This is a genomic window from Serinibacter arcticus (assembly GCF_003121705.1).
Lineage (GTDB): Bacteria > Actinomycetota > Actinomycetes > Actinomycetales > Beutenbergiaceae > Litorihabitans.
Window position 1 is genome coordinate 1,081,857 of sequence record NZ_PYHR01000002.1, and the last position, 20,873, is coordinate 1,102,729.

The following is a 20,873-nucleotide window of genomic DNA, read 5'->3' on the forward strand; positions in this document are numbered from 1 at the left end:
AGTTGCTGTTTTGCAATGCCGACTTTTGCGGAGTTGTGCACCTGCCGTCGTGGAACGGGCCGGGAACGACGACGGCCCCGCCCGGAGCGATCTCCGGACGGGGCTGCTGCTCGGGTCGGTCGCTAGGAGGGCGTCAGCACCTGCACGCCGCCGTCGGCCAGCGCCCGGGCCAGCTCGCCGGTGGGCGCCTTCTCCGTCACCAGGTAGTCGGCGACGCCCAGGTCGGCGATCCGGGCGAACAGCCGGCGGTCGAACTTCGAGGAGTCGGCGAGGATCGCGACCCGCTCGGCGCGCCGGATCATCGAGCCCATCATCGAGGCCTCCGCGAGGTTGCTGGTCGACAGGCCCTGGTCCACGGCGAGCGCTCCGACCCCGATGAGGGCGAGGTCGCACCGCACGTCGAGCTCGCCCTCCGGCTGCCGGAAGCTCACCGGGCCGACCGTCGCCTGCGAGACGAAGCGCACCGTTCCGCCGAACAGGTAGAGATCACGGCACACCTCGGGGTGGATCTCGGCCGGGAGCCTGAGGTTGTTGGTCGCGATCGTGAGCTCGCGGTGGTTGCGCAGGTTGCGGACGAGGGCGAGCGCCGTCGTGCCGCTGTTGATGAGGATCGCCGTGTTGTCGCTGACCAGCGTCGCCGCGAGCGCGCCGATCGCCTCCTTCGCCTGCGACTGCAGCCGCAGCCGGAGGTCGAGCGCCGAGTCGGGCTTGGCGAAGCCCGAGGGGCTCACCGCCCCCCGTGGGTGCGGATCACGACGCCGTCGAGGTCGAGCCGGTCCAGATCGCGGCGGATCGTGTCCGAGGAGACCTCGAACCGTTCGGCCAGCTGGGCCACGGTCACCTCCCCCACCTCCGAGACGTAGGCGGCGAGCTCCGCCTTCCGTCCCGCCGGGAGGCGGCGGGCGCCGTTGCCGGTGTCTGAGGGCGCTCCCTGCGTGTTCATAGGCAGATCTAAGCACGACCCCGCAAAAAGTCGCACGACCCTCGCGGGCGTGGTGCCCTACGCGAGGGAGCCACCGCCGGCGGCCCGCGCCAGATCGGCGTCGAGCACCGTCTGGGCGCGCTCCAGGACGTGCGAGGAGTAGCTCCCGCTCGCGCGGGCGTCCAGCAGCGCGGCCTGCTCGGCCTCGAGCATGATGCGGTAGGCCTCCTGGCTGGGCGTGACCTGCTCGACCGCCTGCGCCGCCATGTTGGCGGCGAGCTGGTCCGACAGTCGGCGCCGGTTGGCGGCGAGGTCCGCCAGGATCCTCGGCTCGAACGCGGAGCCGTCCGCCCGCACGAGCTCCGGACTCGCGAGCCGGTCGGCCCCGGCCTGGACGATCGTGGCCATCAGCTCGGTCAGCTCCGCCGTCGTCGCGTCGGCGTCCGGGCCACGCACCCCGAGCCGGCGGATGAGGAGCGGGAGGGTGGTGCCGTAGCCGACGAGGGTCAGCAGCGCGACGGTGAACGCGATGAGCACGAGCTGCGGGCGGAGCGGGACGTCGTGCGGGAGGGTCTGCGCCGCGGCCAGCGTGACGACGCCGCGCATCCCCGACCACGCCAGCACCGCACCGCCGCGCCAGCCGAGCCCCTCGTCGCGCACGAACCTCAGGTCCGCGCCGAGCATCTCCACCCGGCGCTCGAAGCCCTCCGCCCGCCTGCTGCTGTAGCGCGGGTGGTCCTTGGCTGCCTCCAGCCGGTCGCGCATGGCGGTCGCGCGCTCCTCGAGCTCGCGCTCGCGGTCGACGACGCCCCGCTCCTCCCGGCGCAACGAGGCGATCAGCGGCACCACGAACACCACCCGCACGGCGAGCAGCACGAGCGTCACCAGCGCCCCGATCCCGACGGCGGCCAGCACGCTGAGGTGCTCGTGCTCGACGTCGTCGACCAGGGCGGCGAGCTGGAAGCCCATGACGAGGAAGACGCCGTTCTCGAGGATGAGCTGGATCGTGCGCCAGTTCAGGCGCTCGCTGATCCGGTCCTGGGCGCTCAGGTGCCTCGCGCTCTTGTAGCCCGTCACCAGGCCGGCCGCGACCACGGACAGGACGCCGGAGGCCCCGACGGCCTCCGCGGGGAAGAACGCGAGGAACGGCACGACGAACGAGATCGCCGTCGTCAGCGTCGGCTGGCCGAGCCGGGCGCGGACCCAGACGGTCGCGAGCCCGACGCCGAGCCCGATCGCGATGGCGACGACCACGGCGAACGCGAAGTCGCCCGCGATCCCGCCGAAGCTCACGCCGCCGCCGATGGCGGCGATCGCGGAGCGCAGCAGCACGAGCGCCGTCGCGTCGTTGACGAGGCCCTCGCCCTCGAGCATCGTCACCAGGCGCGGCGGGAGGCCGAGCCGCTTCCCGATCGAGGTCGCCGCGACTGCGTCGGGCGGACTCACGACGGCGCCGAGCGCGAACGCGGCCGCCAGCGGCAGGGTCGGCAGCAGCAGGTGCAGCACGAAGCCGACCACGACGGTCGACAGGAGCACGAGCAGCACGGACAGCCCGGAGATCGCGCGCAGGTTGCGCCGGAAGTCGGTGACGGGGACGTTGACCGCGGCCGAGTACAGGATCGGCGGCAGCACGATCGCGAGGATCAGCTCCGGCTCGATCTCGACCTCGGGCACGCCCGGCAGGTACGAGCAGCCGATCCCGACGACGACCAGCACGATCGGCGCCGCCACGCTGAGCCGCGGCGCCAGCCACGACGCCCCGATGACGAGCAGCACCCCGACGACGAGCAGCAGCGCGATGGTCTCCACGTCGGCAGATTACGGGAGTCCGCCGCGCCGGGCAGGGGCTGCCCGGCGCCGGCGGGACCCGCGCGTCAGGAGCGCCCGAGCAGCGTCCGCACCTCCGCGGCCAGCACCACGGACCCGAGGGCGATGACGCCTGAGCCCACGCCCACGCCGTCGGCGTCGTTCTCCGCGAGGTCGACGGCGAGCGCGAGCGCCTCGTCGAGCCGTTCGACGACGTGGACGCGATCCTCCCCGAAGACGTCGCGCGCGAGGTCGGCCAGGTCGTCGAGCTCCATCGAGCGCAGCGAGGAGGAGTGCGTGACGACGATCTCCGCCAGCGCCCCCTCGAGCTCGACGAGGATGCCCTCGACGTCCTTGTCCCCCATGACGCCGAAGACGCCGACGAGCCGGTCGAACGCGAACGCCTCCGTCAGCGCCTCGACCGTGGCACGCGCCCCGGCCGGGTTGTGGGCGGCGTCGACGAGGATCGTCGGGGAGTTGCGGACCAGCTCGAGGCGACCCGGCGAGGTGACGCCGGCGAAGGCGGCCTCGACGACGTCGCCCGGCAGCGCCACCCCGCCGAGGAACGCCTCGACGGCGGCGACGGCGAGCAGGGCGTTGTGCGCCTGGTGCGCGCCGTGCAGCGGCACGAAGATCTCCTCGTAGATCCCGCCGATGCCGCGCAGCGAGACGACCTGCCCGCCGACGGCGACCGTGCGGCTGAGGACCTCCAGGCCGGCGCCGCCCGGGGCGACCACGGTCCCGTCCTCGTCCTCGACGGGCGTCACCTCGACCACCAGGCGGGCGCCCACCGTCGCGGCGCGCTCGGCGATGACGACGGCGACCTCGTCCTCCTGGGCCGCCGAGACGACGGTGGCGCCGTGCTTGACGATGCCGGACTTCACGCCCGCGATCTCGGCCAGGGCATGGCCGAGCCAGCGCTCGTGGTCCATCGCGACCGGCGAGATCACGGCGACCTCGGCGTCGACCACGTTCGTCGAGTCCCACTCCCCGCCCATGCCGACCTCGAGGACGGCGACGTCGACCGGCGCGTCCGCGAACGCGGCGAACGCCATCGCGGTGAGCACCTCGAAGAAGGACAGCTCGCCCCCGGCGCCGTACTTCCCGGAGCTGACCAGCTCGCCGTCGACCATCGCGATGTACGGCGCGATGTCCTCCCACGTGCGCACCCACGCCTCGGCGGAGATCGGCTCGCCGTCGATCGCGATCCGCTCGCGCACCGAGCTCAGGTGGGGCGAGGTGAACCGTCCCACCCGCAGGCCGAGCTCGCGCAGCAGCGCGTCGATCATGCGCGCGGTCGAGGTCTTGCCGTTGGTCCCCGTGAGGTGGATCGCGCGGAAGGACTGCTGGGGCGAGCCCAGGATGTCCACCACGCGGCGCACCCGCTCGATCGTCGGGTCGAAGTCGTGCTCCGGGGTGCGGCGCAGGATCTCGTGGTAGATCTCGCGCGCCTGCGCCTCGAGTGCGGCGTCGTGCCCGCCGCGACGGGCGTCGGCTCCTTCTCGGCTCATGCCTGCGTTCCTTCGGTGGTGGCCTTCGTGAGACTGACGAGCGCTGGCGCCCCGCCGGACACGTCGGCCTCGGCGACCTCGTCCAGCTCGACGGCGACCGCGAGCGTCTCGCGGCCGATGAGGTCGAGGTGCGTGCGGGCCGCCGTCAGGTGGTGCTCCGGCACGCCGAGCCGCAGCTCGATCCGGTCGGCCACGTGGAGGTCGGCCGCCTTGCGGGCGTCCTGGACGGCGCGGATGACGTCGCGGGCCCAACCCTCGGCGCGCAGCTCGGCGTCGAGCGCGAGGTCGAGCACGACGAAACCGCCCCCGGGCAGGACGGCGACCGCCACCTCGCCCTCGCCGTCGCCGGCCGCGACGGTCGAGAGCTCGTACTCGCCCTCGACCAGGGCGGTGCCCCGGCCGTCACGACGCCGTCGACCTCGCTCCAGTCGCCCTCGCGGGCGGCCTTGATGACCTGCTGCACGCCCTTGCCCAGGCGCGGTCCGGCCGCGCGGGCGTTGACCGTCAGCTTCGTCACGACGCCGTAGCGCGCCGCCGCGTCGGAGGCCAGGTCCTCGAGAAGGACCTCCTTGAGGTTGAGCTCGGCGGCCACCAGCGAGCTGAACGGCGCCAGCCGGTCGGGCCCGTCGGTGACGACGGCGAGCGAGCGCAGCGGCTGCCGCACGCGGACCTTGTTCGCCTTGCGCAGCGCGTGCGCGGCGGAGACGACGGCGCGCACGCCGTCCATCGCCGCCACCAGCTCGGGGTCGGCGACCAGGGAGGGCTCGACGTCGCCGTCGCGCACGGGCCAGTCGGTCAGGTGCACCGACTCCTCGCCCGTGAGCCCGCGCCAGATCTCCTCCGTCAGCAGCGGCGCGAACGGCGCCATGATGCGCGTCAGCGCCTCGAGACCGGTCCACAGCGTGTCGTAGGCGTCGGTGTCCTCGGCCCAGAACCGCTCCCGCTGCGTGCGGACGTACCAGTTGGTCAGCAGGTCGATGTGGTCGCGGATGAGCGCACACGCGCCCGCGACGTCGTAGGCGTCCGCCGCCTCGGTGACCGCGACCGCGAGGTCGTGCGTGCGGGCGAGGAGGTAGCGGTCCATCTCCGGCAGGTCGGCCACGCGCTCGGGTGCGACGCGCTGCGCGAGGTAGCCCGCGCCGTCGTTGACCGTGTTGGCGTACAGCGAGAAGAAGTACCAGGCGTTCCACAGCGGCAGCAGCACACCGCGGACCTCGGCCCGGATGCCCTCCTCGGTGACTACGAGGTTGCCGCCGCGCAGGATCGGCGAGGCCATCAGGAACCAGCGCATCGCGTCGGAGCCGTCACGATCGAAGACCTCGTTGACGTCCGGGTAGTTGCGCAGGCTCTTGCTCATCTTGCGGCCGTCGGAGCCCAGCACGATGCCGTGGCTGACGGCCGTGCGGAACGCCGGGCGGTCGAACAGCGCCGTCGCCAGCACGTGCAGGAGGTAGAACCAGCCGCGCGTCTGACCGATGTACTCCACGATGAAGTCGCCCGGGTAGTGATGCTCGAACCACTCGGTGTTCTCGAACGGGTAGTGCACCTGGGCGAACGGCATCGAGCCCGAGTCGAACCAGACGTCCAGGACGTCGGGGATCCGGCGCATGGTGGAGCGACCCGTGGGGTCGTCGGGGTTCGGACGCGTGAGGCGGTCGATCCACGGCCGGTGCAGGTCGGGCTCGCCGGCCTCGTTGCGCGGGACGTCGCCGAAGTCGCGCGCCAGCTCCTCGAACGATCCGTAGACGTCCACGCGCGGGTACGCCTCGTCGTCGGAGGTCCAGACCGGGATCGGCGTGCCCCAATACCGGTTGCGGCTGATCGACCAGTCGCGAGCGCCGGCCAGCCACTTGCCGAACTGGCCGTCCTTGATGTGCTCGGGGGTCCAGGTGATGTCCTGGTTGAGCTCGACCATGCGGTCGCGGATCTGCGTGACGCGCACGAACCAGCTCGACACCGCCTTGTAGATCAGCGGGTTCCGGCACCGCCAGCAGTGCGGGTAGGAGTGGTCGTAGGTCTCGTGCCGCACGAGGATCGGGCGGCGCTCGGCCGGCACGTCGGCCAGCGGGCCGGTCGCGTTCTTGAGGTCCGCGATGATCGCGGCGTTGGCCTCGAACACCTGGGTGCCCGCGTAGGGGGCGACGAGCGCGTTGAAGCGACCGCCGTCGTCGACCGTCACCACCGGGGTGATCCCGACGGCGTCGCACGCCACCATGTCGTCCTCACCGAACGCGGGGGCCATGTGGACGAGGCCGGTGCCGTCGTCGACCGTGACGAAGTCGCCGGCGATGATCTGGTAGCTCGCGGCGTTGTCGGCCGGGGCGCCGCCGTCGGGGCTCGTGAAGAACGGGAACGGCGGGAAGTAGCGGGCGCCGACGAGGTCGGAGCCGCGCATCGTCTCGAGCACCTCCGGCTCCTCGCCCAGCTCGCGGACGTAGGAGGCCAGCCGGCCGGCGGCGAGGATGACGCGGGCGCCGGGGTGGGCGGTCGCGAGCGGGGAGCCCTCGGCGGGCGCGACGGCGACGTAGTCGACCTCCGGATTGACGGCGATCGCCTGGTGGGACGGAAGGGTCCACGGCGTGGTCGTCCAGATGAGGGCGTAGTCGCCCGTCGTCAGCTGCAGACCGACCGTCAGGGCCGGGTCCTGGCGCATCTGGTAGACGTCGTCGTCCATCCGCAGCTCGTGGTTGGACAGCGGCGTCTGGTCGTGCCAGCAGTAGGGAAGCACGCGGAAGCCCTCGTAGGCCAGGCCCTTGGTGTGCAGCTCCTTGAAGGCCCAGATGACCGACTCCATGTAGCCGGGGTCGAGGGTCTTGTAGTCGTGGTCGAAGTCGACCCAGCGCGCCTGGCGGGTGACGTAGGTCTCCCACTCCCCGTGTAGCGCAGCACGGACTCGCGGCACGCGGCGTTGAACGCCTCGATGCCCATCTGCTCGATCTGGGACTTGTCGGTGATGCCGAGGATGCGCTCGGCCTCGAGCTCGGCGGGCAGCCCGTGGGTGTCCCAGCCGAAGCGACGCTCGACCCGCTTGCCCCGCATCGTCATGTAGCGCGGCACGACGTCCTTGACGTAGCCCGTGAGCAGGTGGCCGTAGTGCGGCAGGCCGTTGGCGAACGGCGGTCCGTCGTAGAAGACGAACTCGTTGCTGCCGTCCTGGCCGGCGGGGCGGGCCTCGACGCTGCGGCGGAAGGTGTCGCCCGCCTTCCACTGCTCCAGGACCTCGGCCTCGATCGCCGGGATCGACGGGGAGGCGACTGGCGCGGCGTCGTCGCGGTGGCGGGGGTAGTGGCTGCTGGTCAACGAAGGCTCCGGTGGTACGGGTGCTGCGGCGCACGAGGGCGACCTGCCGGCGGGAGCCGGTCGACCGCGGTACCACCTCGCTTGTCCTGCCTGCAGCGCCGGGGCGCTGCGGGTCGGACCACTCGTTGACGGCTGTGACGGGCCTGCCCGTCCGGTTCTACTGGAGACCCGCGGGCGGGCCCTGTTCTTCCGGAGGCTCGCCGGTGATGGCCGGGTCGACGCCTGTGGCTCCACTCTAGCGCCGGCCCGCGGGTCGAAGGCGACGTGGAGCGCCGCGCCGCGCCGCGCCTCCACCCCTCCCGAGGGGGTACTTCCCGACGTACCCGGGGGTGATCTCCGTCGTTCGAGGGGGTACTTCCCGACGTACCCGGGGGTTGTCTCGGTCGCGCCAGGGGGTACTTCCTGACGGGAGCGCGACGATGTCGGTGGCCGTGGGTAGCGTGCCCCGCATGGACGTTGTCTCGGCCGCGCTGGCGCGGCGCATCGCGCTCGCGGCGCAGGGGTTCGGGCGACCGCGCCCCTCCGCCGTCGGCACGCGGCAGCTGCGCAGCGCCGTCGAGCGCCTGGCCGTGCTCCAGCTCGACTCGGTCAACGTGTTCGAGCGCAGCCACTACCTGCCGCTCTACTCCCGGCTGGGGCCCTACGAGAAGGCGCTGCTGGACCGACTCACCTTCACCGCGCGCTCGCCGTTCGTGGAGTACTGGGCGCACCAGGCCTCGCTCGTGCCGGTCACCGACTGGCCGCTGTGGCGCTGGCGTCAGCAGGAGTACCGCGAGAACGGGCTGAGACCGGACAGCTGGTCGTCCCAGCACCCGCAGATGCTCGACTTCCTGCGCGCCGAGCTCGCCGGGAAGGGCCCGCTGACGGCCGCCGACGTCGAGCACGACGCCAACGCGCGCACCGGCCCGTGGTGGGGCTGGTCCGACGTGAAGACCGGACTGGAGGTGCTGCTGCTGCGGGGCGAGGTGGTGGCCGCCGGCCGGACGAACTTCCAGCGGTCCTACGACCTCGTCGAGCGCCGCGTCCCCGCCGACCTGCTCGCCCAGGAGGTCTCGCGTCCCGACGCGATCCGCGAGCTGGTCCGGACCTCGCTCCGCGCCCACGGCATCGGCACGGTGCGCGACGTCGCGGACTACTTCCGGCTGTCGCAGGCCGAGACGAAGCAGGCGCTGGCCGACCTCGTCGAGGCGGGTTCCGCCGTCGCCGTCGAGGTTGCGGGCTGGAACCGGCCCGCCTACCTCGACCCGGAGGCGCGTCGGCCGCGCCGGGTCGAGGGGATGGCACTGCTGTCGCCGTTCGACCCCGTGGTCTGGGAGCGCGAGCGCGCGCTGCGGATGTTCGGCTTCCACTACCGGATCGAGATCTACACGCCCGCGCCGAAGCGGCAGTTCGGCTACTACACGCTACCGCTGCTGCAGGACGAGGCGCTGGTGGGTCGGCTCGACCTCAAGCACGACCGGCAGGCCGGGGTGCTGCGCGTCCAGTCGGCCTGGCGCGAGGAGGGCGCCGTCGTCGACCTCGACCGGCTCGTCGACCTCCTGCGCACGACGGCGCGGTGGCAGGGGGCGGAGTCCGTCGCGGTGGTCGATCGCGGCGACCTCGCGCCGGAGCTCGCGGCGGCCGTCGCCGGGACTCCTGGGACGATGGTGGGGTGACTTCTCCCCTCGTCCTGCTGGACCTCGACGGCACCCTGACCGACTCCGCCGCCGGCATCACGGCCTCCGCCGCCGCCGCGTTCGTCGCCCTCGGACGCCCTGCGCCCGACGCCCAGGCGCTGCGCTCGTTCGTCGGACCGCCGCTGCCCGACTCGCTCCGCGCCCACGGCGTCGAGGAGGACCTGCTGGAGGAGGCCGTCCGCCACTACCGCAGCGCCTTCGAGGCCGGCGGCATGTGGGACAACCACGTCTTCGACGGCATCCCGGAGCAGCTCCGGCTCCTGCGCGAGCACGGCGCGACGCTCGCCGTCGCCACGTCCAAGCCCGAGGTCTACGCGCGTCCGATCTGCGACCGGTTCGGTCTGACCCCGCTGGTCGACGGCGTCTACGGCGCTCCGCTGGATCACATCCCCTCGACCAAGGCGACGGTCATCGCGCACGCGCTCGAGGAGCTCGGTGACCGGGTCCCCCCGGCGGAGGCGATCGTCATGGTCGGCGACCGCCACCACGACGTCACCGGCTCCGCGGAGCACGGCATCGCCTGTCTCGGGGTGAGCTGGGGTTACGCGGAGCCGGAGGAGCTGGACGGCGCCGTCGGGATCGTCGACCGTGTCGAGGACCTGGCCGCGCGCGTGATCGCGCAACTGGGCGGCTGACCCGGCACTGACCGGCGGCCCGGCCGGCTGTCCTGGTCGGCGATCGGCCTCGCTCTCTGCGGACGTCCATCTGCGGCGCCCGCTCCACAACCCCCTGACCTGCGGCGATGCTGCGCTCCGACGGCGTGCGACCATTCCGTCCGCAGAGAGCGAGGGCCGGCCGCGGACAGCGGGCGTCCGGCGCCCATCCCTCGGTCGGGCCGATCCCGCGCCCCCCGATGTCGGTAGGAGGGGGGAGAATCGATTCGATGCCTCCGGATACCACCCGCTCGGTGCCCGACCGAGACCGCCCCTCCCCCGCCGCCCCCGACGCCCCGCGCAGCACCGCAGCGACGATGCTGCAGCTCGTGCGGTGGGCGCGACCCGCGATCCCCCGCCTGATCCTCGGCGGCCTCGGCGCGCTGGGCGCCAGCCTCCTGGCGCTCGCGATCCCGCAGGTCCTGCGCGAGGTGGTCAACGGACCGCTGCTCACCTCGGAGTCCCGCACCGGCGTGCTCCAGGCCGCCGCCCTCGTGCTGGCCCTCGGCTGCCTCGAGGCGCTGCTCGTGTGGACCCGGCGCGCTCTCATCGCCACCCCGGCCACCACCGCCGAGCACGACATGCGCACGTCGCTCTTCGACCACCTGCTCGACCTGCCGATCGCCGTGCACGACCGGTGGTCCGGCGGACAGCTCCTGCAGCGGGCGATGGGCGACCTCTCCTCGATCCGCCGCTGGATCGCGTTCGGGATGGTGATGCTCGTCGTCTCCTCGGCGACCATCGTCGTGGGTGTCGTGCTCATGGTGACGACGGCGTGGCAGCTCGGACTGATCTACCTCCTCGGCGCCGTCCCCATGGTGTGGCTCGGGTTCACCTTCCGCACCGACTACGCCAAGGCCGCGCGGCGCGCGCGGGACCAGACCGGGGACCTCGCCGGCACCGTCGAGGAGTCGGTGCACGGCATCCGCGTCCTGAAGGCGTTCGGCCGCGGCGAGGACGCCCTGGGCGACTTCGTCCGCCAGGCCGACGAGCTGCGCGACACCGAGGTCCACAAAGCGCGGACGCTGGCGCGGGTCTCGCTCGCCGTCACCGCGATCCCGGAGGGCACCCTCGCGATCTCGCTCGGTGTCGGCCTCTGGCTCACGGTGCAGGGCGACCTGAGCGTCGGCGCCCTCGTCGGCTTCATGGCGACGGCCGCCGTCGTCAACCGCCCGCTCGAGGGCCTCGGCCAGCTCCTGGCGACCACCCTGGACGCACGCGCCGCCGCCGACCGCTTCCTCGAGGTGATCGACCAGCCGAACGCGCTCGACGACCCCGAGCGCCCGGCGACCCTCGGGGAGTCCGGCCCGCGGGGCAGCACGGTCGAGCTGCGCGGCGTCCGCGTCCTGCTGGGCGGACGGGCGGTGCTCGACGGCGTCGACCTCACCCTCGACCCCGGCCGCACGACGGCGCTGGTGGGGCTGACCGGTTCCGGCAAGTCCACGCTGCTCCAGGTCCTGCCCCGCCTGCTCGACGTCGACGACGGCGTCGTGGCGATCGACGGCGTCGACGTGCGCCGGGTGCGCCGCGGCGACCTGCGCCGCATCGTCTCCCCCGCCTTCGAGGACCCGGTGCTGTTCTCCGCGAGCGTGCGGGAGAACGTGCTCCTCGGCGTCGACGAACCCGCGACCACGCAGGAGGAGGCGGCGCAGTCCGAGCTCCTCCGCCGCGCCCTGGCGGCCGCGCAGGCCGAGTTCGTCGACCAACTGCCCGACGGCGTCGACACGGTCATCGGCGAGGAGGGCATGAGCCTGTCCGGCGGCCAGCGCCAGCGCCTCGCGCTGGCGCGGGCGATCGCCGCCCGACCGCGTGTCCTCGTGCTGGACGATCCGCTGTCGGCGGTCGACGTCGCCACGGAGACGGCGGCCACCACGGCGCTGCGCGAGCTGCTGCCGGGGACGACGACGCTGGTGGTCGCCCACCGACCCTCGACCGTGGCGCTGGCCGACCAGGTGGCCGTGCTCCAGGACGGCCGGATCAGCGCCGTCGGCCGCCACACCGACCTGCTGCGCAGCAGCGCGCACTACCGGCACGTGATCAGCGACATGGAGACGGCCGAGGACGACGGCGATCCCGACGTCGCGGTCGACCTCGCCCCGGAGGTGACCCGATGAGCGCCCCCGCGTCCCGTCCCGACGAGGCCAACGCCGAGCGCACCGCCGGCGTCCGCGCCTCGCTGGCGCTCCTCGGCTCCCTCCTGCGGCCAGTCCGTGGCCGGGCGATCCTGCTCGCGCTGACGGTGGCGGGCGCCCAGCTCTCGCTCGCCGCCGGGCCGGCGCTGGTCTCGTTCGGGATCGACTCCGGGATCCCGGCGCTGCGCGACGGCTCCCCCGTGCCCGCGCTCGCCGCCACGCTCGGCTACGTCGCGCTCGCGGTGGTGGGCGGCATGCTCAGCGCCGAGACCGTGCGGATGGCCGCCCGCGTCAGCCAGACCATGCTGCTCGACCTGCGCACACGGCTGTTCCGGCACACCCAGCGCCTCGACCTCGAGTTCCACGAGGGCTACACCTCCGGCCGGATCATCTCGCGCCAGACCTCCGACACCGAGGCGCTGCGCGAGCTGCTCGACGGCGGGGTCACCACCCTCGCCGCGAGCGGCCTGTCGATGATCTTCACCGCCTCGTTCCTCGTGGTGCTGGACTGGCGCAGCGGGCTGGTGCTGCTGGCCGCGGTCGTGCCCGGCGGGCTCCTGATCCGCTGGTTCCAGCTGCGCTCCCAGCGCCAGTACACCAAGCAGCGCAACGCCGCCGCCCGCGTGATCGTGCGGTTCGTCGAGGCCATGACCGGGATGCGGGCCCTGCAGGCGTTCCGCCGCGAGCGGACCGAGTCGGCGCGCTACGAGGTCGTCGCGCAGGGCTACCGCCGCAGCACCGCCGAGTCCATCCGGCTCTTCGGGCTGCTGGACACCGGGCTGATCCTCATCGGCAACGTGACGGTCGCCGCCGTGCTGGTCGTCGGCGGACTGCGCGTGCTGGCCGGCGACATCGAGGTCGGGGTGCTCGCGGCCGCGGTCCTGTACGCCAAGCGCTTCTTCGCGCCGCTTGCCCAGATCGGGATCTTCTACAACTCCTTCCAGTCGGCCGTGGCGGCGCTCGACAAGCTCGCCACGCTGCTGCTGGAGGAGCCGAGCGTGCCTGATCCGGAGCGACCTCGACCGCTGCCCCGGGCGCAGGGCGAGGTGCGGTTCACCGGCGTCGAGTTCGGCTACGGCCGCGGCGTCTCGGTGCTGCCCGACCTGGACCTGACCATCCCCGCGGGCCAGAACGTCGCCCTCGTCGGGACGACGGGGCCGGGAAGTCCACGGTGGCCAAGCTCGTGGCCCGGTTCTACGACGTGCGGGCGGGCTCGGTGCGTCTCGACGGCGTGGACGTGCGCGAGCTGTCGCCCGTGGACCTGCGCCGCGCCGTCGTGATGGTCACGCAGGAGGCCTACCTGTTCTCCGGCTCCGTGGCCGCGAACATCGCGATCGGCAACCCGGCCGCCTCCCGCCAGCAGGTCGAGGAGGCGGCCCGGACCGTCGGGATCCACCACGTGATCGAGCAGCTCCCGCAGGGCTACGACACCCCGGTCGACACCCGCGGGGTCCGACTCTCGGCCGGCCAGCGACAGCTCGTCAGCTTCGCCCGGGCGTTCCTGGCTGACCCGGCGGTGCTCGTGCTCGACGAGGCGACCAGCTCCCTGGACCTGCCGGGCGAGCGCATCGTCCAGGCGGGCCTGCACACGCTGCTCGCGGGCCGCACCTCGATCGTCATCGCCCACCGGCTCTCGACCGTGATGGGTGCCGACCGCGTCCTGGTCGTCGAGGCCGGGCGCATCGTCGAGGACGGGTCACCCGCCGAGCTCGCCGCCGGCGACGGACGCTTCGCGGCGCTGCACGCGGGCTGGCGCGCGACGCTGGGCTGATCGGCCCTCGCGCCGGCGCCGCCCCGACGGAGGGGCGACCGTCAGCCGGAGGTCTCCCGCGCCACCAGGGTGCTGGTCGCCTGCGCGCGCGGCCGCACGATGACGAGGTCGATGTTCACGTGCGCGGGCCGCGTGAGGGTCCAGGTGATGACGTCGGCGACGTCGTCGGCCACGAGCGGCTCCGCGACGCCGGCGTACACGGCGGCGGCGCGGTCGGCGTCGCCGGCGAACCGGTTGAGCGAGAACTCCTCCGTGGCGACCATGCCGGGCGCGACCTCGATGATGCGCACGGGTCGGCCGACGAGCTCCTGCCGCAGGGTGAGCGGGATGAGGCGCTCGGCGTGCTTGGCCGCCGTGTAACCACCGCCGCCCGGGTAGGGCTCGTGCCCCGCGGTCGAGGTGACGACGAGGACGTCTCCCCCGCCGTCGGCCTCCAGGTGCGGCAGCAGCGCCTGGGTCACGCGCAGCGTCCCCAGCACGTTCATCTCGTACATCCGCGCCCAGTCCTCGGGCGAGCCCGTGGCCACCGGGTCGGCCCCGATCGCGCCGCCGGCATTGTTCACGACGGCGGAGAGCGGGCCGCCCTCGACGACGGCGGCGGCCAGGCGGGTGACGTCGTCGGCCACGGTGAGGTCCGCCGCGATCCACGTGCAGCCCGTCTCCTCCGCGAGCGCCTCGAGCCGCTCGACCCGACGCGCGGTCGCGACGACGTCCCACCCGGCTGCGCGCAGGCCCCTGACGGTGGCGGCGCCGATGCCGGTCGAGGCTCCGGTGACGAGAGCGCGGGGACGGGTCGTGGCGGTGGTCATGCGGACTCCCGAGGAGGTCGGAGGGGGATGACGAGACCCCGGCCCGCGCGAGCGGACCGGGGTCTCGATGGTGTCAGGAGTGGGCGGCGGGGCGCCAGTCCATCGTGTCGGGGTCGGGGCCGGTGCGCCCCTCCTCGCCCCGGTCGAGCGCGTCGATCCGGGCGATCTGGTCGTCGCTGAGCACGACGTCGCCCGAGGCGAGGTTCTCCACGATCCGCGACGGCGTGACCGACTTCGGCAGGATGATGCGGCCGGCGGCGAGGTGCCACGCGAGCACCGTCTGCGCGGGGGTGGCGCCGACCTCGGCGGCCACGGCCTCGACGACGGGGTCGCCGAAGAGCTTGCCCGAGGCCAGCGGGGACCACGCCTGGACGACGATGCCGCGCGCCTGCGTGTCGGCGACGGCCGGGTTGGCGAAGTACGGGTGGACCTCGATCTGGTTCACGACCGGGGCGACTCCGGTCGCCTCGATGACGGCGTCGAGGTGGGCGGCGTGGAAGTTGGAGACGCCGATCGAGCGGATCCGCCCGGCGGCCTGCTCCTCGACCAGCACGCGGTAGGCGTCCACGAACCCCTCGGGGTGCATCGCGAGCGGCCAGTGGATGAGCATGAGGTCGACGTGGTCGGACTGCAGCAGCTCGAGCGTCCGGGCCACCGAGGCGCGGGTCTCCTCGGGCGCGTGGGCGTTGTTGTTGACCTTGCTGGTGATGTAGACGTCGTCGCGGTTCAGGCTGCTCGCCGCGACGGCGGCACCGACGCCGGCCTCGTTGCGGTACATCTGCGCCGTGTCGACGTGACGGTAGCCGGCCTCGAGGGCGGCGGCGACGGCGACCTCGGTCTCGTCGGGCTTGACCTGCCAGACCCCGAAACCGATCTGCGGGATGGTCGTGCCGTCGGACAGTGCGATGGTGCGGGCCACGATGGTTCTCCTTCGTCGACATCAGGGACTGCCCCGAGGGGCACCTCTGGGTCCAACCCCGTCGACGACCGCGTGATTCCCTCGCCCGCGACTTTCCCCCACCCGCGACGAACTAGGCTGGGACGGCAGCCCGGGACGCGATCTCGCCCCGGTGAGCGGGACCGCGCCTGGCCCGCCACGCTGCACCGGGAGCCGCTGGCCGCTCCCCCCGCCCCGCCGGAGACCCCTCCGGTCCGCGTCGCGCCCACCAGGAGCACCCGTGATCTCTCGCCCCGCCCGTACCGCTGCCCGCAGCCGGGCCACCCTCGTCCCGACCGCCGCGGTCCTGCTCACGACGGCGCTGCTCGCCTCGTGCGGCGGTGGCACGGCCGACGCCGCGGACGACGGCGAGGCCTCGGCCCCGGCCGACGCCTCGCCGTCGAGCACCCCCACCGACACCGACGCCACCACGGAGGCGACCTACGCCCCGTCACCGCCGACAACTGCGGGTTCGAGGTGGCGGTCGAGGCGCCGCCGCAGCGCATCGTCACGATCAAGTCGGCCATGACCGACCTCGTCCTCGCCCTCGGCGCGGGCGACCGGCTCGTCGGCGTCGCCTACCAGGACGGTCCCGTCGCCGAGGCCGACGCCGAGCTGGTCGCCGCGCTGCCCGTGCTCGCCGACCGCGTCCCCACCAACGAGGCCGTCCTCTCGGTCGAGCCCGACCTGGTGCTGGCCGGCTGGGAGTCCAACTTCTCCGCCGACGGCGCGGGCGAGCGCGCCGCGCTGACCGACCTCGGCGTCACCACCTTCGTGGCCCCGAGCGCGTGCACCACGGCGCCCTACCTGCCCGACCCGCTGACGTTCGAGGACGTCTTCGACGAGATCACGCAGATCGGGGACCTGCTCGGTCAGCCCGACGAGGCGGCCGAGCTCGTCGCCGCCCAGGAGGCCGAGCTGGAGGTGCTGCGCGCCGAGCGCGCGAGCGCCCGGGCCGCGAGCGGCGAGGCCGCCACCGGCACCGCCCTGTGGTGGTCGTCCGGCTCGGACACGCCCTACGTCGGCGCCGGCACCGGCGCGCCGCAGATGATCCTCGACGAGGTCGGCCTGGCGAACGTGGCCGGCGAGCTCGACGGCGGCTGGGGCCCGTACTCGTGGGAGGCGGCCGCCTCCGCCGACCCCGACGTGATCGTACTGGTCGACGCCGCCTGGAACACCGCCGAGAAGAAGAAGGAGACGCTCGCGGCCAACCCCGTCACGGCCGCGATGAGCGCCGTCCAGGAGGAGCGCTACCTCGTCGTCCCGTTCGCCGCGACCGAGGGTGGCGTCCGCAACGTCGAGGCCGTCGCGAGCCTCGACGAGCAGCTCGCCGCCCTCGCGGGCACGGGGGCCGACACCGAGTGACCCCTCCGAGCGCGGCGAGCGGGCGGGAGGCGGCGCCCACGACGGCGGGGGCTCCCCCGTCCGCCGACGCCTGGGCGCGCGCCCGGCACCGGTCGTGGTGGGTGGGGCTCGCCCTCGCCGTCGCGCTCCTCGTCTCCGCGGTCGTCGCGCTCACGCTCGGCCCGGCCGACATCACGCCGGCCGACATCCTCGGGTCGGCGCGCCACCACCTGGCCAACCTGGTCGGCGCCGCCGCGCCTGCCGACCCGCTCAGCCGGATCCAGGACGCGATCGTGTGGCAGGGGCGGGCGCCGCGGGTCGTGGCCGCCGTCGGGATCGGTGCCGGGCTGGCCCTGACGGGAACGGTGATGCAGGCGCTGCTGCGCAACCCGCTGGCCGACCCGTATCTGCTCGGCATCTCCTCCGGCGCGAGCGTCGGCGCCGTCGCGGTCCTCGTGCTCGGCGTCTCGGTCCTGCTGCCGGTCGCCGCGTTCGCCGGCGCCGTGCTGGCCCTCGCCGCCTCCCTCACGCTCGCCGGCGTCGTCTCGGGCGGCCGGCTCACCCCGGGCCGGACCGTCCTCGCGGGTGTCGCGGTGGCGCAGGCCTGCTCCGCCGTCACGTCGTTCGTCATCTTCACCTCCGTGCAGGGCGACTCCTACCGCGAGGTGCTCGGCTGGCTCATGGGAACGCTCGGCGGCGCCACGTGGCGCAGCGCCGTGATCGTGTGGGTGGCGCTCGCCGTCGTCGGCGTCGTGCTGCTCAGCGCCGGCCGCACGCTCGACGCGTTCGCCTTCGGGGACACCGCGGCCGCAAGCCTGGGCATCCACGTCGCCCGCACGCGCTGGATCCTGCTGGGCCTGGTCGCGCTGCTGGTCGGCGCCATGGTGAGCGTGAGCGGGTCGATCGGCTTCGTCGGGCTCGTGGTGCCGCACGCCGTCCGGCTCCTCGTCGGGGCGCGGCACGTCCGCGTGCTGCCGCTCGCCGTCGGCCTCGGGGCGCTCGTGCTGCTGTGGGCGGACACCGCCGCCCGCATCGTCATCGAGCCGCGCGAGCTTCCCGTCGGCATCCTCACCGCCGCGATCGGGGCGCCGGTGTTCGCGATCCTGCTCGCCCGTCGTCGGGGAGGGATCGCGTGACCGCGCCCCAGGACCCGCCGGCTCCCGACAGCGGATCGGGCCTGGAGGTCCGCGACGTCACCTGGCGCGTGGAGGCCCGCGCCATCCTCGACGCCGTCCATCTCGCGGGCCCGGCCGGTGGCGTCACCGGGATCCTCGGCCCCAACGGCTCGGGCAAGTCCTCGCTCCTGCGCGCGCTCGTGGGCGCGCTGCGCCCGGACGCGGGGGCCTGGCTGCTCGACGGCGAGGACCTGCGCCGGCTCTCCCGTCGCGATCGCGCGCGGCGCCTGGCCATGGTCGAGCAGGAGGCGCCGACCGACGTCGCGCTGACGGTGCTCGACGTCGTGCTGCTCGGCCGCACGCCGCACCGCTCACGCTGGAGCACCGACAGCCGCGAGGACGAGGCGCTCGCCCGGGCGTCGCTCGAGCGGTGCGGGGCGCTGGAGCTCGTCGGCCGCGACGTCGCCACGCTCTCGGGCGGGGAGCGGCAGCGCGTGCACCTCGCCCGGGCTCTCGCGCAGGAGCCGCGGCTGCTGCTGCTGGACGAGCCGACCAACCACCTCGACGTCGCCGCCCAGCTGGCGCTGCTGCGGCTGGTGCGCGACCTCGGTGTCACGAGCGTGCTGGTGCTGCACGACCTCAACCAGGCGCTGCGGTGGTGCGACCACGTCGTCGTGCTGGCCGAGGGCCGGGTGGTCGCCGCGGGGCGGCCGCTCGACGTGCTGACGCCGGCACTCCTGCGCCAGGTCTACGGCGTCGTGGCCGAGGTGGTGCGCACCGCCGACGGGCGGCCGGTGCTGGTGCTCGACCCGGCGACGTAGGTCGCCGGGCCGAGCAGCCGGTCAGACTCGCGCGACGTCCACGCCGGCGGCGTCGAACTCCTCCGCCGTCTCGACCTCGAGCGCCTCGTCGGTGATCCAGAGGTCGACGTCGTCGGGGCGGGCGAAGCGGTGGAAGCTCACGATCCCCGCCTTGGAGGAGTCCGCGAGCACGACGGCGCGGCGCGAGGCCGCGATGAACGCGCGCTTGGTGGCCGCCTCGACGTCGTGCGGCGTGGTGAAGCCGCGGTGGACGTCCACGCCGTTCGCGCCCAGGAAGGCGACGTCGACGCAGATGTCCTGCAGCGCGTGCTCGGCCCAGTCCCCCACGGCCGCGCCGGTGCGCCGGCGGATCCGACCGCCGAGCAGGAAGATCGAGACGCTCGAGCGCTGGTGCAGGGCGGCCGCGATCGCGACCGAGTTCGTCACGACCGTGAGCTCGGCGTGCTCGGGGATCAGCTCGGCGAGGGCGACCGTGGTGCTGCCAGCGTCGAGGAGGATCGTGCCGTCCTGCGGGAGCTCCTCGAGCGCGCGGCGCGCGATGCGCGCCTTCTGCTCGGCGGAGCGCTCCATCCGACGCTCGAGCGTGGGCTCCACGCCGAGGCGCTCCACCGGGAGCGCCCCGCCGTGGACCCGACGGACCAGACCGCGCCGTTCCAGCGCGGTCAGGTCCCGCCGCACGGTCTCGGGGGTCACCTGGAGGGTCTCGGCGAGCACGCCGACCTCCACGCGCCCCTGGGACCGGGCGAGCTCGAGGATCGTGTGCTGCCGCTCAGGTGCGTACATCGCGAGCGGCGTCTGGGTCACGGCTCGACGGTAACCTTGATGGCCTCGCCGCGCGCGACGATGTCGAACGCCTCGAGAGCCTGCTCCAGCGGGACGTGACGCGTGATGAGGTCCTTGACGGGGATCTGACCCGTCGAGATGTACTCCAGAGCACGCTTGTGGTGCGCGGGTGCGGAGCCGTTGGCGCCGTGGATGTGCAGCTGGCGGTAGTGGATCAGGTTCGAGTCGGCCGTGATCGTCGGGTCGGTCTTGGGCAGACCGCCGAAGAACGAGATCCGACCGTTGCGGGCCGCCATCGCGATGGCCTGCTCCTGGGTGATGTTGGCCGGGGTGGCCGTGATGATGACGTCGGCGCCGCGGCCGCCGGTGAGCTCCATGACCCGGGCGACGACGTCCTCCTTCGACGCGTCGATCACGCCGTCGGGCTTGACGGCCTCGGCCGACATCGCCAGACGCTCGGCGTTGACGTCGACGAGCCAGACCGGACCGACCTTGTGGACGCCGCGCGCGATGCGGATGTGCATGCAGCCGATCGGACCGGCGCCGAAGACGACCGTGAAGTCGCCCTCCTCGATGTTCATCTGCTCCTGGGCGTTGATCGCGCAGGCGAAGGGCTCGGCGGCCGAGGCCTCGTCGAAGCCGACGTTGTCGGGGATGAGGTTGAGGCCGTCGACGGCGAGGACCTGCTCCGGGACGATCATGTACTCGGCGAAGCCGCCGTCGTACTGGTAGCCGACCGAGGTCTGGTTCTGGCAGACCTCCATCCAGCCCTTCCGGCACTCGTGGCAGTCGCCGCACGGCACGGCGGCGATGACCTGCACGCGATCGCCCGCGGAGAAGCCGCCCGTGGCGTCGGCGCCGACCTCGACGACCTCGCCGGCGATCTCGTGACCCATGGTCGTCACGCGCGTGATGTTGACGTGCCCGTTGTTGCGGATCTTGACGTCGGTGCCGCAGGTCGAGCAGTTGCGGACGCGGATCTTGACCTCGCGGGGCCCGCAGTCCGGCTCCGGGACGTCCTCGAGCCGGACGTCCCCGGGGGCGTGGAAACGCAGTGCCTTCATCGATGCTCCTTAGCGTTCGGTGCCCGGACCGCCGTGTCCGCTGCACCCCTGTGTGTGCATCTCAGTCTGCCTGAGTGGGATCGTGTGGTCAATCGGTCTTGACCAGACCCGATTCAAACCGATATAAAACGGAACACAGATCAACGGAGATCGGTCGAGAACGGTCTCGACCCTCGACGAAAGGCATGGCATGACCACCAGCTCACCTCCCCCCACGCGCGGGGCTCGC

General features: G+C 73.4%; 15 protein-coding genes and 2 pseudogenes. 8 read left to right on the top strand and 9 right to left on the bottom strand.

Annotated elements, in window-relative coordinates; genetic code table 11:
• Window positions 1-122 precede the first annotated feature (122 nt).
• From C8046_RS04955 to ileS, 5 genes and pseudogenes are all read right to left on the bottom strand, one after another.
• Window positions 123-731 (bottom strand): DeoR/GlpR family DNA-binding transcription regulator, encoded by a 609-nt coding sequence (locus C8046_RS04955; protein ID WP_235866118.1) that lies wholly within the window; start codon window positions 729-731, stop codon window positions 123-125.
• Window positions 728-943, bottom strand: coding sequence for a DeoR family transcriptional regulator (locus C8046_RS19165; protein WP_235866119.1), 216 nt, complete (start codon window positions 941-943; stop codon window positions 728-730). The genes C8046_RS04955 and C8046_RS19165 overlap by 4 nt, the downstream gene beginning before the upstream one ends.
• Before the next feature lie 57 nt (window positions 944-1,000).
• Window positions 1,001-2,731: a cation:proton antiporter gene (locus C8046_RS04960; protein ID WP_109228499.1), complete on the bottom strand. Its 1,731-nt coding sequence runs from the start codon at window positions 2,729-2,731 to the stop codon at window positions 1,001-1,003.
• 65 nt (window positions 2,732-2,796) lie between these two features.
• Window positions 2,797-4,239 (bottom strand): bifunctional folylpolyglutamate synthase/dihydrofolate synthase, encoded by a 1,443-nt coding sequence (locus C8046_RS04965; RefSeq protein ID WP_109228500.1) that lies wholly within the window; start codon window positions 4,237-4,239, stop codon window positions 2,797-2,799.
• Window positions 4,236-7,539: pseudogene (ileS, locus tag C8046_RS04970) on the bottom strand (isoleucine--tRNA ligase). Before ileS ends, C8046_RS04965 begins: the two are co-directional and overlap by 4 nt.
• 449 nt (window positions 7,540-7,988) lie before the next feature.
• Between ileS and C8046_RS04975 the strand changes: the two are divergent.
• The 4 genes and pseudogenes from C8046_RS04975 to C8046_RS04990 all read left to right on the top strand — a co-directional run bounded on the left by C8046_RS04975 (window position 7,989) and on the right by C8046_RS04990 (window position 13,771).
• Window positions 7,989-9,194, top strand: a complete 1,206-nt coding sequence (locus C8046_RS04975; RefSeq protein ID WP_109228501.1) for a winged helix-turn-helix domain-containing protein — start codon at window positions 7,989-7,991, stop codon at window positions 9,192-9,194.
• Window positions 9,191-9,850: an HAD hydrolase-like protein gene (locus C8046_RS04980; RefSeq protein WP_109228502.1), complete on the top strand. Its 660-nt coding sequence runs from the start codon at window positions 9,191-9,193 to the stop codon at window positions 9,848-9,850. Before C8046_RS04975 ends, C8046_RS04980 begins: the two co-directional genes overlap by 4 nt.
• 335 nt (window positions 9,851-10,185) lie before the next feature.
• Window positions 10,186-11,982 (top strand): ABC transporter ATP-binding protein, encoded by a 1,797-nt coding sequence (locus tag C8046_RS04985; RefSeq protein ID WP_109230752.1) that lies wholly within the window; start codon window positions 10,186-10,188, stop codon window positions 11,980-11,982.
• Window positions 11,979-13,771: pseudogene (locus C8046_RS04990) on the top strand (ABC transporter ATP-binding protein). Before C8046_RS04985 ends, C8046_RS04990 begins: the two are co-directional and overlap by 4 nt.
• A gap of 41 nt (window positions 13,772-13,812) precedes the next feature.
• On the opposite strand, the gene C8046_RS04995 reads toward C8046_RS04990, so the two are convergent.
• Window positions 13,813-14,580, bottom strand: a complete 768-nt coding sequence (locus C8046_RS04995; protein ID WP_109228503.1) for an SDR family NAD(P)-dependent oxidoreductase — start codon at window positions 14,578-14,580, stop codon at window positions 13,813-13,815.
• Window positions 14,581-14,653: 73 nt separating this feature from the next.
• Complete coding sequence (locus tag C8046_RS05000) at window positions 14,654-15,499, bottom strand: aldo/keto reductase (protein ID WP_328587578.1); 846 nt, start codon at window positions 15,497-15,499, stop codon at window positions 14,654-14,656.
• A gap of 259 nt (window positions 15,500-15,758) precedes the next feature.
• On the opposite strand from C8046_RS05000, the gene C8046_RS19170 reads away from it, so the two are divergent.
• The 4 genes from C8046_RS19170 to C8046_RS05015 are packed head-to-tail and all read left to right on the top strand — an operon-like array spanning window position 15,759 to window position 18,797.
• Window positions 15,759-16,046 (top strand): hypothetical protein, encoded by a 288-nt coding sequence (locus C8046_RS19170; RefSeq protein WP_235866121.1) that lies wholly within the window; start codon window positions 15,759-15,761, stop codon window positions 16,044-16,046.
• Window positions 15,995-16,882 (top strand): putative F420-0 ABC transporter substrate-binding protein, encoded by an 888-nt coding sequence (locus C8046_RS05005; protein ID WP_235866123.1) that lies wholly within the window; start codon window positions 15,995-15,997, stop codon window positions 16,880-16,882. Before C8046_RS19170 ends, C8046_RS05005 begins: the two co-directional genes overlap by 52 nt.
• Window positions 16,879-17,997, top strand: coding sequence for a putative F420-0 ABC transporter permease subunit (locus tag C8046_RS05010; RefSeq protein ID WP_109228506.1), 1,119 nt, complete (start codon window positions 16,879-16,881; stop codon window positions 17,995-17,997). The genes C8046_RS05005 and C8046_RS05010 overlap by 4 nt, the downstream gene beginning before the upstream one ends.
• Window positions 17,994-18,797, top strand: coding sequence for an ABC transporter ATP-binding protein (locus tag C8046_RS05015; protein ID WP_109228507.1), 804 nt, complete (start codon window positions 17,994-17,996; stop codon window positions 18,795-18,797). Before C8046_RS05010 ends, C8046_RS05015 begins: the two co-directional genes overlap by 4 nt.
• Before the next feature lie 21 nt (window positions 18,798-18,818).
• Here C8046_RS05015 and C8046_RS05020 read toward each other — a convergent pair whose 3' ends face one another.
• Entirely contained in the window at window positions 18,819-19,601 is a 783-nt protein-coding gene (locus tag C8046_RS05020; protein ID WP_328587579.1) for a DeoR/GlpR family DNA-binding transcription regulator, read from the bottom strand.
• Entirely contained in the window at window positions 19,598-20,644 is a 1,047-nt protein-coding gene (locus C8046_RS05025) for a zinc-dependent dehydrogenase (protein ID WP_109228508.1), read from the bottom strand. The genes C8046_RS05020 and C8046_RS05025 overlap by 4 nt, the downstream gene beginning before the upstream one ends.
• Window positions 20,645-20,873 lie beyond the last annotated feature (229 nt).